This is a genomic window from Cupriavidus oxalaticus (genome assembly GCF_004768545.1).
Taxonomy (GTDB): Bacteria; Pseudomonadota; Gammaproteobacteria; order Burkholderiales; family Burkholderiaceae; genus Cupriavidus; species Cupriavidus oxalaticus_A.
On the sequence record NZ_CP038634.1, the window covers coordinates 779,945 to 794,432 of the forward strand.

The window sequence follows — 14,488 nt, forward strand, 5'->3', positions numbered from 1 at the left end:
GGCGATGCCATGGGCGCGAGCGAATACCTGACCCTTGCCGGCGAATCCGCCCGCAGCGAAATGGGTGGCCTGCGCGTGCCGCGCTTCGAGCTGACCATCGACGGCGTGCGGCCGGAGAACAGCGTGCTGCGCGACATCGTCGACATCACCTACCGCGACAACATCGACCAGATCGACGGCTTCGAGCTGACCGTCGGCAACTGGGATCCGGCGCGGCGCCGCTACAAGTACATCGGCTCGGAAGACAGCAAGAGCGCGGCCGATGCCACGCTGCATGAGCTGGAGACGCTGTTCGAGCCCTGCTCCAAGGTGGTCCGCATCAGGATGGGCTACGCCAGCGAACTGGTGGAGATGCTGACCGGCAACTTTACCACCATGGAGCCGACCTTCTCCACCGGCGGCCCGCACACGCTGGCGGTGCGCGGCCTGAACCGGCTGCACCGGCTGCGGCGCAAGCGCTATGACGGCAACTGGCACGACACCACCGACAGCGCCATCGCCCGCAGCTTCGACGGCCTGACGGACCCCGACTGGCGCAACAGCGGCCAGGACGCGCGCCGCATCCCGATGCCGATCCGCACCGACCCCGACAACGAACCGCCGCTGGTCTTCGTCGGCCAGAAGAATGAATACGACATCGATTTCCTGTGGCGGCGCGCGCGGCTGCGCGGCTACGTGGTAACGATCGAGCAGGACCCTGCCGACGGCAGCGACAGGCTCTACTTTGGCCCGTCCACCAAGGGCGGGCCCAGGCCCTACCGGCTCGACTGGGGTGCCGGCCTGGTGGACCTGAAGGCCACCCTGACCACCGCCAACCAGGTCAAGAAGGTGACTGTGCGCGGCTGGGACCGCGCCGGCCAGCGCGCCATCGAGGAAACCGCCGACCTGGAAGACCCGCGCTTCCTGCGGCGCAACCCGCGCCTGCTGGAGATCGTCAGGCAGTGCGACCCGCGCGAGGAACGCGTGGTCACGCGCCCGGTATCGACCCGCAACGAGGCCCGGCGGCTCGCGCTCGACATCCTCACCGGCCACGCGCAGGAACTGGTGAAGGTGCAGGCCAGCGTGGTCGGCCTGCCGCGGCTGCGCGCCGGCTCGCACGTCAGCATCCAGGGCATCGGCGCGCGGCTCTCGGGCGAGTTCTTCGTCACCGAGACCACGCACACGATCAACACCAGCGGCTATGTCACCCGCTTCACCGCGCGCCGGGAAGACCCGGACACCGGGTTGCAACTCGCCCCCGGAGGAGGCACACCATGAACCGCAGCGAACGCAGTGCAGGCATCGTCATCGGCAAGGTGATCGCGGTACGCGACCCGGAGCGCCTGGGCCGCATCCAGGTCAACTACCCGTGGCTGTCCGGACCGGAGCAGCGCTGGGTGCCGGTGGCCGCGCCGATGGCCGGCGGCGACCGCGGCGCGTTCTTCATGCCTGAGGTGGACGACGAGGTGATCCTCGCCTTCGACCAGGGCATGTGGGACCACCCCTATGTGATCGGCTTCCTGTGGAACCCGCGGCAGCGGCCGCCGTCCTCCGACGAGCGCCAGCGCATGATCCGCTCGCGCAACGGGCATGCGCTGCGCATGGTCGACTCCACGCCGGTGGCCGGCAACAAGGGCGCGCTGATCATCGAGGACGCGCACGGCAATACCGTGGTGATGACCAACACGCATATCAGCATCAACACGCGCGGCGCGCTGGCGATCAACGCGGTCGGCAGCATCACCATCAACGACCGGCTGGTGCGGCCCGCCGGCGGGCCGATCTGAAGACTGGCCCTGCCGGCTGGCCCTACCGACGCAGACCACACCGCGAGGCAAGCATGGACGTCCCGATCGAGGTACCGCTGCCCGAATCCCTGCAGAAGGCGCTGCAGAAGCCGGTCTGCATCCCGCTGCCCAAGCCCGGCAGCGCGCAGATCCAGCTGCCCACCGGCGGCACGCTCAAGGGAATCGTCGATATCACCAAGGGCATTCCGGACGACTGCTCGCTCAACTTCTCGCTGGTGCTGCAACTGGCGCCGGTGATGGCGAGCATCGAATGCCTGGTCAAGGTGCTCAAGCTGATCAAGCCGCTGATCGACGTGGTCAAGGCGCTGGGCCCGCCCGACCCGCCCACGCTGATCAAGGTGGTGCCGGAGTTCCTGCAGGCGGCCGAGGCGGTGCTGCCCTGCCTGGCGGTGCCAACGCCCGTGGTGATGATCCCGTTCGTGCGCGACGTGCTGCTGCTCATCATCAAGCTGCTCAGGTGCATCATCGGCCAGCTCAAGAGCGTCCTGGCGCTGATGGGCGGTCTGGCGCTGCAGATCTCGTCGGCGCAGGCCGAGGGCAACAGCGAGCTGATGGCCGCGCTGGAATGCGCGCAGGCCAACGCCAATGCCTCGGCCCAGCACATGATGTCGGCAATCGACCCGGTGCTGGTGCTGCTGTCGCTGGCCGAGCCCTTCATGGGCATTGCCGGGGTCGATCCTATCAAGACGCCGACCATCGGCGCGGCCGAGGACATCGAGAGCCTGCAGAACGTGGTCACCACGCTCGACGAGCTGACCAAGGCGCTGCAGCTCGTCGCCGACGCGCTGGGAGGCTGAGATGGCACAGGACTTCCTCGGCACCGGCTTTGCCTTCCCGCTCTCGGTCACGCCGCGCGGCAAGCTGGCGCTGGCGCGCGCCGGGCAGCGCATCGAAGAATCGATCTACCTGATTCTGGGCACGCGGCTGGGCGAGCGCCTGATGATGCCGGCGTTCGGCTGCGCCATCCACGACCTGCTGTTCGCGCCCAACGACCCCACCACGCGCACCGAGGCGGTCGACGCGGTGCGCGAGGCGCTGGCGCTGTGGGAGGCGCGCATCGACGTGCTGGCCGTGACGGCCGACTTCGACCCCGCGCAGCCCAGCCTGCTGCTGATCCGCGTCGACTACCGCATCCGCGCCAACAACGCGCTGGCCAACCTGGTGTACCCGTTCTACATCAACGAATCCTACGTCTAGGGCCAGGATCATGCCGCTCAGGAACGAATACCCGGTGATCGACGACAGGCGCTACGCCGACCTGGTGGCCGAGGCGCGGGCGCGCATCCCGCGCTACACGTCGGAGTGGGACGACGTCAACGACAACGAGCCCGGCATGGCGGTGGTGCAGCTGATGGCCTGGATGAGCGACCTGCTGCTGGCGCGGCTGGGACGCGTGCCCAAGCTGAACTACCTGAAGTTCCTGGAGCTGCTCGGCATCGAGCTGCTGCCGGCGCGGCCGGCGCGCGCCGAGCTGAGCTTCCCGGTGCAGGCGACCTACGCCGAGCCGACGCTGATCGTGCCGCTGCACACGCAGGTCGCTGCCGAGGTGCCGGGCGAAGACCGGCCCGTGGTGTTCGAGACCGAGAAGGCACTGGTCGCGCTCAGCGCCCGGCTCGATGCGGTGCAGGTCGACCTCGGCCTGCAGACCACCGACGTCAGCGCCGCCAACGCGGAGGTCCAGGCCGGCTTCCTCGCCTTCGGGCCGGCGGTACGGACAGGCAATGCGCTGATGCTGGGATTCGACTCCCCGCTGGACTTCCCCAGCGTGCCGATCGACCTGGCGGTGTGGATCGCCCGGCGCGATGCGCGCGCGCCCTTCTATGTCGACAGCCCGCTGGCCACCGCGCCGCCGGCGACGCTCGCGTGGGAATACTGGAACGGCAAGGACTGGTACCCGCTCGACACGCTGCGCGACGACACCGCCGCCTTCACCCGCAGCGGCCATGTGCTGCTCGGCGCCGCGCCCCGCAACGGCCCGCAGCGCGCGGTGCTGGGCAAGGTGGCCGCGCCGCGCTACTGGCTGCGCGCGCGGCTGGCCGGCGGCGCCTACCAGCGCCCGCCGCGGCTGCTGGCGGTGCGCACCAACACGGTCCCGGCGATCGCCGCGCAATCGGTCGATGCCGAGATCGCCGGGCGCAGCACCGGCATGCCCGACCAGGTGTTCCAGCTCGCCCAGCACCCGGTGCTGGCCGGCAGCCTGGCGCTTGAAGTCGATGAAGGCGACGGCTTGCAGCCGTGGCAGGAGGTGGCGGACTTCCTGGCTTCCGGGCCGGACGACGCGCACTACGTGCTCAACCGCACCACCGGCGAGATCCGCTTCCACGGCATCGGCGGCCGCATCCCGGTGGCCAATCCGAACCGCCCCGCCAATATCGTCGCGCGGCGCTACCGCGTGGGCGGCGGCGCGCACGGCAATGTCGGTGCCGGGTTGATCGCCACGCTGCGCGGCAGCCTGCCGGGCATCGACACCGAGGGCGTGGGCAACCTGTTCCCGGCCTTCGGCGGTGCCGATGAAGAGACGCTGGAGGCCGCGCGCGAACGTGCCGCGGCCACGCTGAAGAGCCACGAGCGCGCCGTCACCCGCGACGACTTCGAGCTGCATGCGCGGCAGGTCGGCGGCGTAGCGCGCGCGCGGGCGCTGCCGCTGTTCCATCCGGCCTTCCCCAATGTGGAAGTGCCCGGCGTGGTCAGCGTGGTGGTCGTGCCCGAGGCCAGCAACCCGCAGCAGCCGCTGGACGACCCCGCGCCGCAGCCCACCGAAGGCCTGCTGCGCGAGGTCTGCGCGCAGCTGGACCAGCGCCGCCTGGCCACCACCGAACTCTATGTGCTGGCACCGGCCTACCGGCTGCTCCGGCTCTCCGCCACGCTCACCGTGGCCGGCGCTGCCGACCTGGCCGCGGTCAAGCAGGCCGCGCTGCTGGCGCTGCGGCGCTACTTCCATCCGCTGGTCGGCGGCGAAGACAGCAAGCCGGATGCCGACGGCAGCGGCTGGCCGTTCGGCGGCGACATCAACTACTCGCGCGTGGTGCAGCGGCTGCTGCTGGCCGGCGTGATCAGCGTGGACGACCTGCTGTTCCGGCTCGACGACACCGACTACCCGGCCTGCACCAATGTCCCGGTCGGCGGCGGCGCGCTGTTGCGGCTGGCCGACGACTCCCTGGCGCTCAGCGTCCGCTACGAGGCCAGCGAGGTGGATGCATGACCCAGCCCTGCACCTTGCCCGCCGCCACGGCACCGGCGGGGCCAGCCTCGCACGCGCCCTACCTGCCACCGGTACCGCGCCCGCCGCACGATCCCCTGACGCTGGTGCTCAACGGACAACTCGGCTGGCAGGCGCTGCCCGGCAAGCCGCCGGCCGTGCCGGCCGCCACCATCGGCCCGCTGGGTCAATGCGGCGCGCTGACGCTGCTGCCGCTGCCGGGTTCCGGCCGCACGCTGCCGGAAGCCAGCGGCAGCTTTGGCGGGCTGGTGCTGCCACGGCATATGGCGCTGGCCACGCTCGGGCCTTGCCAGCAGGCGCTGTTGCTGTTCGATGCCACGGGCCGGCGCCTGCTGCGCTTCGACCCATGCGCCTGCGTGTTCACCGACGCCTTCTGCCTGCGCCCGCAGGATCCTCGGCTGCCCTCGGGCCCGGCCACTCTGGCCGCGAGCTGCGGGCGTCTCTACCTGGCCGATCCTGCCACGCGCCGCGTGGTCGTGCTCAACGCAGCCACCGGCGCGGCACGCGGCGTGTGGCGCGCACCGCTGGCCACGCCACCGTGCGATGCCGGCAGCCGGCTCGACGACTGGCAGCCCGCGGCGCTGGCGGTGGCGCCCAACGGCGATATCTGGGTCGGCGACCGCATGCACGGCCTGCTGCTGCGCTTTGCCGCGTCCGGCTGCGTACTGGAGCGCCATGACGGCTTCGGCGCCGTCGCCGCGCTGGCCGCCACCTGCGACGGCAGCCTGCTGGTCGCCACGGATGGCGCCGAGGCGGTGGTGTTCTACGATCCCGCCACGCGCAGGCGTCTCGATCCGCCGCTGCGCCCGGCCGACCTCGCCGGCGCCTTCGCGCCGCTGCCGCTGACGGTGCATGCCGACGGCTCGGTCGACCTGTCCGCGCTATGCAGCCCGCCATGCGCCGCGCCGTGCGTGTTCGACCCGTCCGGCACGCTGCTGGACGCGCCGCCCGACGATCCACCCGATGCCTGGCCCTCCACCGGCACGTGGCACTCGCAGGCGCTCGACAGCGGCATCTCGGAGTGCATGTGGGACCGCATCGTCCTTGGCGCCACGCTGCCCGCGCATACCCGGCTTGCCATCGACGTGCTCACCGCCGAAACCGCGCTGCAAGCGTCAGACCTGTTCGAGAGCGGCGACTGGCAGCCCGCGCTGGCGCTGCATCCCGAGCCTGAAGGCGCCACCGCCTTCGACGGCATCGACTACATGCTGCGGGCCCGCCCCGGCCGCTTCCTGTGGCTGCGTTTGCGGCTGGACGGCAACGGCGCGGCGACGCCGTCGCTGGCCTGCGTGGCGATCGATTTCCCGCGCATCAGCTGGCGCCGCTACCTGCCGGCGATCTTCGGCGCCGAGCCGGTCAGCGCCGAATTCACGGACCGCTGGCTGGCGCTGTTCGACCGCCAGTTCCGCGACATCGAACGGCAGATCGACACACAGGCGCGCTTGTTCGACCCGAATTCGGCGCCTGCCGGCGGGCGCCAGGATTTCCTCGGCTTCCTGGCCGGCTGGCTCGGCCTGGGCAGTGGCCTGTCGGCGCTGCCGCTGACCCGGCAGCGCGCGTTCATCAAGCATGCGGCGCGGGCATTTGCCTGGCGCGGCACGCCGCGCGGGCTGACGCACACGCTCTACCTCTTTCTCGGCCTGCAGCGCTGGTGCGGATACAGCGCCGGCGCGGCGCCCTGCGTACCGTGCGCCAGCGACATTCCCGAACGCTTCCGCTGGCGCCCACCGCGGCTGCTGCTGGAGCACTACATCCTGCGGCGCTGGCTGTTCCTGGGATTCGGCCGGCTGTCCGACAACGCGCGCCTGTGGGGCGAGCGCATCGTCAACCGCAGCCGGCTGGGCGCGGGCGCGCCGCCGGCGGCGATGCCAGGCTGCCCGCTGCCGGGCCGTGCCGGCAGCGAAGGCGGCGATGACTGCGAGCCGTGCGTCGGTGCCGTCCATGCCGGCCGGCACGGCGCCGCCAGCCCGGACGAAAGCGCGCGTCTCGGCGTCACCCAGCTCAAGACCGCGCAGGACCCGTGGCGCGATCCCTTCCATGTCTATGCGCACAAGCTGTCGGTGTTTGTGCCCGCGGCGTGCGTGCGCGATCCGGCGCTGGCACGCGCGCTGGCACAACTGCTCAAGGCCGAGGTGCCGGCCCACGTGCAAGCCACGCTGGTGCCGGTGGAGCCGCGCTTCCGCATCGGCGTGCAGGCCATGCTGGGGCTGGATGCCGTGATCGGCTACCGCGCCGCGCCGGCCGCGCTGGATGCGATGCGGCTGGGACGCGGCACCGTGCTGGGCGGCGCCGACCGCGACGGCGGCGCGCGCGCCTTGCGTGTGGGCACGCGGCGCGTGGGGATGGACACCACCATGCAGTAATGGCTGTAGCTGGCCACCAGAGCGGATCAACGACAGCTGCCAAACGACGAGAGGTCTGAATTATGGGCAACGCAATGCATACCCCGACTGGCTGCTGCGACGCACCCTGCCCCGGCTGCGAGGTGCAGACCCCGCTGCGCAACCACTACTTCTTCGGCAAGCTGATGGACGTGCCGGACTTCGACGTGGAACAGGCCTACGTGGTGGAGAAATTCCGCCGCCACCATGCACGGTTGCACGGCACCGGCGTGATCTGCGGACTGGAAGTGGCAGCACACCCGAACCCTGCCTGCCGCGACCGCTACGTGGTGGTCAGGCCCGGCGCGGCGCTCGACTGCTGCGGCAACGAGATCCTGGTGATCGACGAGGAAACGCTGGACATCACCTGCTTCCCGGCGGTCCGTGCGCTGATCGAGCAGCCCGACAACGCGGACCACCTGTTGCTGCTATGCATCCGCTACCGCGAATGCCCCACCGAGGAAGTGCCTGTGCTGTACGACGAATGCGGCTGCGACGACTCCCGCTGCGCGCCGAATCGCATCCTGGAAAGCTACGAGTTTGACGTGCTGGTTGACCCGGAGCTGCCGGCGGTACCGCCCGCGCAGCCGCAGCCGCCCAGGCTGACGTGGCAGGCCAGCGTCACGCTGGCCGGCGCGCGCGCGGTGGCGCTGCATGAGGCGAGCCAGCGCGCCTATCTTGCGGCGGACTTGTCGGGCGGCGGTGGCACGGTGCAGCAGTTGTGGCTGTCGAACCAGGCGTATATCGCCACCCACAATTTCACCACCGCCGTGTCCGGCATCGCCGTGAGCGGCGACGGCACGCTGCTGGTGGCGCTGGTCGCCGGCGCCACCGCGGCGGACCCGGCACGGCTGGCGCTGCTGGATACCACATCCGCCGGCGATTTCGCCGGTGCCGAAGACGCAACGCTCGACCTGCCGGGCACGGCTGGTGCCACGCAGGCCTGGGTAACGGCGATCGGTCCCAACCGCGTGGCCGCGCTCGTGGTCGGCGGCGGCGACAGCCTGCTATTCACGGTCGATCTCGCGCCGGGCACGCTGACGGCCGTGCTCGACGCCACGCTGAGCGGCTTTGCCGCCACCGCCTGGGCGCTTGGCAGCGACGGCAAGACGCTGTACCTGGCGCAGGCCAATGGCGCGATGCAATCGGTCGACCTGGCCGCGGCAGCACTGACGCCGGCCGCGCTTGGCCTGTCCGGCACCAGCGTCAGTGCGCTGGCCACGGTCAAGACCGATGCCCTCGACCTGCTCGCCTGGACCGACCAGGCCGGCCAGCGCATCGCATTGTCCAAGCCGGACGGCACGCTGCTGCACCAGGATCCGCTGCCCGCGCCTCCCGTGGCGCTGGTCGCCGAAGCGGCCGGCCGCTTCGGCTATGTGCTGATGCAGCCCGCCACCGGCAACAGCCGCATCGTCGCGGTAGACCTGCGCCGCATGCAGCAGGGCCAGCCGGCGCTGCTGTCCAACGCACTGGAAATCGGCCCGGGCGGCGACGCGCTGGCGCTCGCCGGCGAGCGGCTGTGGGCAGTGTATGACGACGGCGCCGCGATCGCCGCCATCGAAGCTACCCATTGCGAGGACTTCCTGGATCCGCATCCCTGCCCGGCCTGCCCCGCGCCGGACTGCGTGACGCTGGCCACGATCGCCCGATACCGCCCGTCGCGCAAGCTCGAAGACCCGACCGTGCCGCCCAGCGACCCGCTCGCCGACACGGCGGCCAATATCGCCCGCCTCGACATGCTGACGTGGCGCGCGGACGTGCCCAGCGTGGCCGACCTGGCGCTGGCGGTGCGCTGCATGCTGGAGCACTGCTGCGGCGGCACCAGCGCCAAGGGCGAGCAGGGCGACCCTGGCCTGCCCGGACAACAGGGTGAGAAAGGCGAAAAGGGGGATAAGGGCGACAAGGGCGACAAGGGCGACAAGGGCGACCCCGGCGATCAGGGCGAGCCAGGCAAGCCCGGCGACGGCCTGGACTGGGCCCTGCCCCACATCTGCGACATCAACTGGAAGCATGCCGAGCGAATCCCCTTCGACGCCATCGCCAGGGGACTGGTGGTGGCGTTCGACACGCCGGTGATGGCCGGGGACCTGCATGCCGACTCGATTCACCTGCAGGTGCAGCACGAGGGCCGCCTGGTCGAACTGCCACTGCAATGCTGGTGCGACCTGCCACTGTCGCGCGAAGACCTGGAACCCGGCCGGCTGGAACGCGACTGCGATGCGCAGACCCAGTTCGACCCCGGCGTCGACGCCAACGGCATGGCCACCGCGGTGCGCATCGGCCAGCAGGTCCTGCCAAAGCTGTTTGGGGCCATGCAGGGCAAGCCGGTCAAGCTGCGGCTGCTGGTCAACGGAGACTTTATCCGCGGGCTGCACCATGACACCAAGCAGCTGCGCGCGCTCGACGCCGACCACATCCCCAAGCTGGTCCCGCCGTCGCCGCCCAATCCGCCGCAGCCCGGCGCAGTGCCGGAGTGGCTGCAGCCTCAGGACGAGCGCGTCAGCGGCGACGGCATCGAGGGCGGCACCTTCGAAAGCTGGTTCACCATAGAGCAACGATAGGGAGCACCAGGCCATGAACACCGTGAACGACCTCTATCGCAAACGGCAGGGGCAGAGCCCCACCGCCTGCCCGCCCGAACCCTGCGTCTGCGGCACTTGCGGCATGCTGGAATGCCTGTGCCGGCCGCGCTTCTTCGCCGGCCAGGTGCTGACCGCCGACGACCTCAACCGGCTCGACGGCTATATCCGCGGCAAGCACCGGCTGCACAACCGGCAGCTGCACGGCTGGGGCGTGGTCAACGGGCTGGAAGTCACCTGCAACCCGTGCGGCGACGGCGTCGCGGTCGGCTGCGGCTATGCGCTCACCCCCTGCGGCGACGACATCGTGGTGTGCGAGGCGGTCAGCGTCGATGTGTGCGAGCTGATCCGCCGCTGCAAGGACGCGGAGCACCGCTGGCAGCAGTGCGAGCCGATGAAGCATCCGCCGCCGCAGCAGTGCGATGCCGGCGAGGAGGAGTGGATCCTGGCGATCCGCTACGCCGAGGCGCCGGCGCGCGGGGTCAAGCCGCTGCGCCCGGCGCCGGACTGCACCGCCAACAGCTGTGCCTGCGGCGGCAATGGCGGCAAGTGCGGCTGTGGCGGTGCCTGCGGCGGCATGAAGTGCGGCTGCAACGGCGCCACGCTGGCCAGGCCGCGCGGCGCGCCGGTGCAGTGCGAGCCCACCGTGATCTGCGAGGGCTTTGCCTTCGAGGTCTACCGCAAGCCGCCCGACAAGGCCCCGGACCCGGTCGGGACCAGCGACAGCACCGTCGGGGGCGCGGCTGGCAACAACCAGGCCTTCAACCCGGACTCCGAACTGATGCAGCGCTTCCGCTGCTGCGTCGAGCTGCTGGTCACGCAGATGCCCAAGCTGCCCGGCGCGCTCAAGGTCCCCGCCACCGCTGCCGAAGCGCTGGCGTGGTACCAGTGGCTCGGCGCGGCGCGCATGCAGCTGCGGCGCTATTTCGGCAGCCACGGCAGCTACAACTGCGACCTGATGGCACAGTTCAATGCCATCTCCTACCCCGCCGCGGGCACGCTCGCCAATGCGGGCGCCATCTACCTGGCGGTGGTGCTGCTGATGATCGTGTGGCTGGACGCCATGCTCGCCTGCTTCTGCTCGGCGCTGCTGCCGCCGTGCCCGGCGCCGACGCGCGAGGTGCGCGTGCCGCTGGCGTCGCTGCATGTCGCCGGCGGCTGCGGGGCCCAGTCCTGCCGCGTGCTGCGCGTGTGCAACTGGACCGTGCACCGCAAGTTCGCCACCACCTTCCCGTCGCTGCAGTACTGGCTCGGCATCCTGCCATTCGGGAAGCAGTTGCGGCAGTTGCTGGAGAACCTGTGCTGCTTCGATATCGGCGGCATCCTGCCCGACAACCGCCTGCAGGACAGCGCGGCGGGCGCGCAGCCCGGGCTCTTCGCGATGCGCGCGGAGGTGGTGCCCGATATAGCCCCGAACATGGCGCCTGACAACGCGGCCGGGAATGGCAACGGCAATGGCAACGGCAGCGGCAGCGCCGACATCAAGCTGGCCGATGCGGCCTACCAGCGCGCCAACGACCTGCTGAACCCGGCCGTGGCCGAACCCGAACGCATCGCCGGCGCCACCGGGCTGCTGCGCGCCGCGCTGGCGCGCACCGGCAAGACGCTGGAGTTCAGCACGCTGGCCGAGAGCATGATGGGGCCCGGCAGCCCCGGCAATGGCCGGGACCGGCTGTCCCCCGCGGAGACGGCCAACCTGCCCCAGTTCGTGATCGCCAACCAACTGATGCGTCCGAGCGTCGCGGCCGCGATCGCACCGCTGCTCGACGCCGCGCTGGGCCTGTCGCTGCGCGCCACGGCCTTTGCCGGGGCAGCGTCGGAGACGGCCGCCCCCGATGCCATGGCCATCCTGCGCGCCGACATGGACGCGTTGCGCGACAGCGTCAAGGCGCAGGCCGCCGAGATCGAACGGCTCAAGGCAGCGGCCAGACCTGCGCCCAAGCCCGCGCCTGCCACCAAGCGCGGCGGCCGCAAACCCGGCTAGGAGGAGTGCGCCATGACCACCGAATTTGCCGAGCGTCCGCGCTTCTTCGAGGGCCAGTATCTCGGCGCCGAGGACCTGCAGGCGCTGCTGCGCTACTTCAGCACACAGCTGGCGCGCCACCACCTGGGCAGCCACAGCTGGGGCATCGCCTCCGGCATCGAGCTGGTCTACCAGGATTCGCCGCAGGGCGCGGTCGAGGCTTACCTGACGCCGGGGCTGGCCACCGACGGCTATGGCCGCGCCATCGTGGTGGCCGAGCCCTTCCCGCTCGACGCCGGCCTGTTCGCGGGGCAGCCGGCCGGGCTGGTCAACGTATGGATCCGCTATGACGAGGCCGCCGGCCAGGGCGTGCGCCCCGGCTTCGAGGTATGCGGCGCCACCGATGCCTATGCCCGCGTGGTGGAGTCCTTCCTGGTCGAGGTCGGCGAGCGCAAGACCATCGAAACCCGCCAGGGCGGCGTGGCGCTGGGCGACGACAGCTACGGCGACGCGCGCGAGGCGCCGGGTGCGCTGCTGCCGCTGCAGCCGCTCGCCCCGGATGGTTCGGTGCCGGCGCAGCGCTTTCCCGGCGACGACGATCCCAGCCTGTGGCTGATCCCGGTCGGGCGCGTGCTGTGGCAAGGCGGCACGCTACAGAAACCGACGCCCGCCAGCGCCACCCAGTCGCGCCTGTTCCGCCGGCATTCCGGCTGGATCGGCGAGGCGCTGCACGGCACCGGCGGCCTGCTGCGGCTGCGCGGCCGCTGGATCCCGCGCGCGGGCGCCACGCCGGTCGAGCAACTGTGCGAGGCCGACCAGCCCGCCGCCGCCGACCTGGTGTTCTGCGCCAGCGACCCCGACACGCCGCACTTCCGCGAACCGGTCTGGCTCGACGCCGACACGCGCGCGCGCGGCCACCTGCGCTACTACGGCACGCGCGCCGAGTGGGTCGATGCCGGCGGCACCGACTACCTGGCACAGGGCACCGTCACCGCGCTCCAGCGCGCCGCGCCCAGTGCCGTCGACGGGGTCGACCTGCGGGTGCTGCTGGGCCAGCCGCAAGGCAGCGCCGGCCCGACCCGGCTCACCCTCGGCGCCGCCACCCCGACCGGCACCGATCCCTGCGCGATCGGATTCAGCTATACCGCCGGCGTGGCGATCCAGCACGACGGCCGTGTCGGCATCGGCAGCACCGACAAGGCGCTGGCCTTGCCGCTGACAATACGCGCGCTCGCGGCCAATGGCGGCCTGGTCGGGCTGGAAGGCACCGGCGGCGCGCTGGCGTGGCAGATCAACATGGGCCCGGCAAAGAACGGCCTGAACGTGACCCAGTCGGATCCGACGCTGAGCAACCTGTTTATCGAGGCGGCCAGCGGCAACGTCGGCATCGGCACGCTGACGCCGGGCGCACGGCTCGACATCCAGGGCGTGCCGTCGCCGCAGGGCAATGCGGTGGGCAACGGCAAGTGGCTGCAGATGGGCAGCAGCACCGCCCCCGATGCCGGCCAGGCCTGGTTCCAGTACGGCCCGCAACTGGCGCCGCTGCTGGTGCTGAGCGACTTCGACGATCCGCCCCGGGTGCAGTTCCAGCAGGTCGGCAACGGTAACGAGGCGGCCGCGCAATTCTCCAGCTGGATCGGCCAGGCCCGTGGCAACTCGTCCGACCTGGCATTGTTCGGCGGCAGCGTCGGCATCGGCACGCTGACGCCGTCGCGCACGCTGCACGTGCTCGGCAGCGAGATCCACAGCGGCGGCGGCGGCGCCGGGTTTTCGTTCGAGAACCGCGAGACCGGCGCCTTTATCGGCAACCCCGGCAACGGCGAGCGCTGGGTCTGGTACGCCAGCGGCGGCAATGCGCGGCTGTGGAGCAACGGCGACAAGCTGACCGTGACCCCGGCCGGGCGCATGGGCCTGGGCACCGCTGCGCCCGCCAGCACGCTGGAAGTGCGCGGCGCGATCCGGCTCGGCGACAACGGCGACTACTTCGCGGTAGGCGGCCTGGCCGAGATGCGCATTGTAGCCGGGCAGGCCAGCGCGGGTGGCGGCTCCGCCGGCACAGGGTGGAGCGCGACGCGCACCGGCACAGGCCAGTACACCGTGAGCTTCGCGCCGGCCTTCACCGCGACGCCGGTCATCGTCGCCAGCCTGGTCGACTCGGCCAACGACGACCAGGTCTGCACCGTGCGCAACGTCGGCCCCGGCGGCTTCACGCTGATCGCCCGCGACGTCACGCCGCCGTCGGAAGGCAGCTTCGTCGACAACGCCTTCCACTTCGTCGCCTACGGGCCCCGCACCTGAAAGGAGCCGCCATGGACCACCCCACCGCCAATGCGCCCGCGGCATCCGCCGCGCCCATCGAACGCAGCCTGCTGCAGGCGCGCCTGGCCACGCTGCGCGGCGAATACAGCGCGGGCCAGCGCCTGCTGGCCGAGGCCGAGGCGCGCGCCGCCACGTTGCGCGAGCAGCTGCTGCGCATCGGCGGCGCCGCGCAGGTGCTGGAAGAACTGCTGGCCGTCGATGCGCATCCGCCTGCAGCGGCCGTCACTGCGCAGGCTTAG

The 14,488-nt window shown here is 71.3% G+C and carries 10 protein-coding genes; all 10 read left to right on the forward strand.

Translation table 11 applies throughout. The features are described 5' to 3' along the window. Nucleotides 1–9 precede the first annotated feature (9 nt). The 10 genes from E0W60_RS03370 (at nucleotide 10) to E0W60_RS03415 (ending at nucleotide 14,488) form a co-directional block, all read left to right on the forward strand. Entirely contained in the window at nucleotides 10–1,257 is a 1,248-nt protein-coding gene (locus E0W60_RS03370) for a phage late control D family protein (RefSeq protein WP_135703023.1), read from the forward strand. Continuing rightward, nucleotides 1,254–1,766 carry a phage baseplate assembly protein V gene (locus E0W60_RS03375; protein WP_135703024.1) on the forward strand — a complete coding sequence of 171 codons (513 nt, stop codon included), beginning with the start codon at nucleotides 1,254–1,256 and terminating at the stop codon, nucleotides 1,764–1,766. Before E0W60_RS03370 ends, E0W60_RS03375 begins: the two co-directional genes overlap by 4 nt. Nucleotides 1,767–1,819: 53 nt before the next feature. Beyond that, nucleotides 1,820–2,584 (forward strand): hypothetical protein, encoded by a 765-nt coding sequence (locus E0W60_RS03380; protein ID WP_135703025.1) that lies wholly within the window; start codon nucleotides 1,820–1,822, stop codon nucleotides 2,582–2,584. A gap of 1 nt (nucleotide 2,585) precedes the next feature. Further along, nucleotides 2,586–2,984 carry a GPW/gp25 family protein gene (locus E0W60_RS03385; protein ID WP_133095690.1) on the forward strand — a complete coding sequence of 133 codons (399 nt, stop codon included), beginning with the start codon at nucleotides 2,586–2,588 and terminating at the stop codon, nucleotides 2,982–2,984. Between the two features lie 10 nt (nucleotides 2,985–2,994). Then, nucleotides 2,995–4,989, forward strand: a complete 1,995-nt coding sequence (locus E0W60_RS03390; protein ID WP_135703026.1) for a putative baseplate assembly protein — start codon at nucleotides 2,995–2,997, stop codon at nucleotides 4,987–4,989. Beyond that, nucleotides 4,986–7,370, forward strand: a complete 2,385-nt coding sequence (locus tag E0W60_RS03395) for a hypothetical protein (RefSeq protein WP_135703027.1) — start codon at nucleotides 4,986–4,988, stop codon at nucleotides 7,368–7,370. Before E0W60_RS03390 ends, E0W60_RS03395 begins: the two co-directional genes overlap by 4 nt. A 74-nt stretch (nucleotides 7,371–7,444) precedes the next feature. After that, the gene (locus E0W60_RS37310) at nucleotides 7,445–9,949 is read left to right on the forward strand and encodes a YncE family protein (RefSeq protein WP_135703028.1); all 2,505 of its coding nucleotides are present in this window, start codon (nucleotides 7,445–7,447) and stop codon (nucleotides 9,947–9,949) included. 13 nt (nucleotides 9,950–9,962) lie between these two features. Continuing rightward, nucleotides 9,963–11,951, forward strand: a complete 1,989-nt coding sequence (locus E0W60_RS03405) for a hypothetical protein (RefSeq protein ID WP_135703029.1) — start codon at nucleotides 9,963–9,965, stop codon at nucleotides 11,949–11,951. 12 nt (nucleotides 11,952–11,963) lie between these two features. Then, nucleotides 11,964–14,228, forward strand: a complete 2,265-nt coding sequence (locus E0W60_RS03410; RefSeq protein WP_135703030.1) for a hypothetical protein — start codon at nucleotides 11,964–11,966, stop codon at nucleotides 14,226–14,228. A gap of 11 nt (nucleotides 14,229–14,239) precedes the next feature. After that, a complete protein-coding gene (locus E0W60_RS03415) occupies nucleotides 14,240–14,488 on the forward strand; it encodes a hypothetical protein (protein ID WP_135703031.1) in 249 nt (82 codons plus the stop codon).

Coding starts and splice junctions, on each gene's coding strand:
- E0W60_RS03380 (WP_135703025.1), top strand. CDS start 1,820: ATGGACGTCCCGATCGAGGTACCGCTGCCCGAATCCCTGCAGAAGGCG.
- E0W60_RS03375 (WP_135703024.1), top strand. CDS start 1,254: ATGAACCGCAGCGAACGCAGTGCAGGCATCGTCATCGGCAAGGTGATC.
- E0W60_RS03405 (WP_135703029.1), top strand. CDS start 9,963: ATGAACACCGTGAACGACCTCTATCGCAAACGGCAGGGGCAGAGCCCC.
- E0W60_RS03410 (WP_135703030.1), top strand. CDS start 11,964: ATGACCACCGAATTTGCCGAGCGTCCGCGCTTCTTCGAGGGCCAGTAT.
- E0W60_RS03370 (WP_135703023.1), top strand. CDS start 10: ATGGGCGCGAGCGAATACCTGACCCTTGCCGGCGAATCCGCCCGCAGC.
- E0W60_RS03395 (WP_135703027.1), top strand. CDS start 4,986: ATGACCCAGCCCTGCACCTTGCCCGCCGCCACGGCACCGGCGGGGCCA.
- E0W60_RS37310 (WP_135703028.1), top strand. CDS start 7,445: ATGCATACCCCGACTGGCTGCTGCGACGCACCCTGCCCCGGCTGCGAG.
- E0W60_RS03415 (WP_135703031.1), top strand. CDS start 14,240: ATGGACCACCCCACCGCCAATGCGCCCGCGGCATCCGCCGCGCCCATC.
- E0W60_RS03385 (WP_133095690.1), top strand. CDS start 2,586: ATGGCACAGGACTTCCTCGGCACCGGCTTTGCCTTCCCGCTCTCGGTC.
- E0W60_RS03390 (WP_135703026.1), top strand. CDS start 2,995: ATGCCGCTCAGGAACGAATACCCGGTGATCGACGACAGGCGCTACGCC.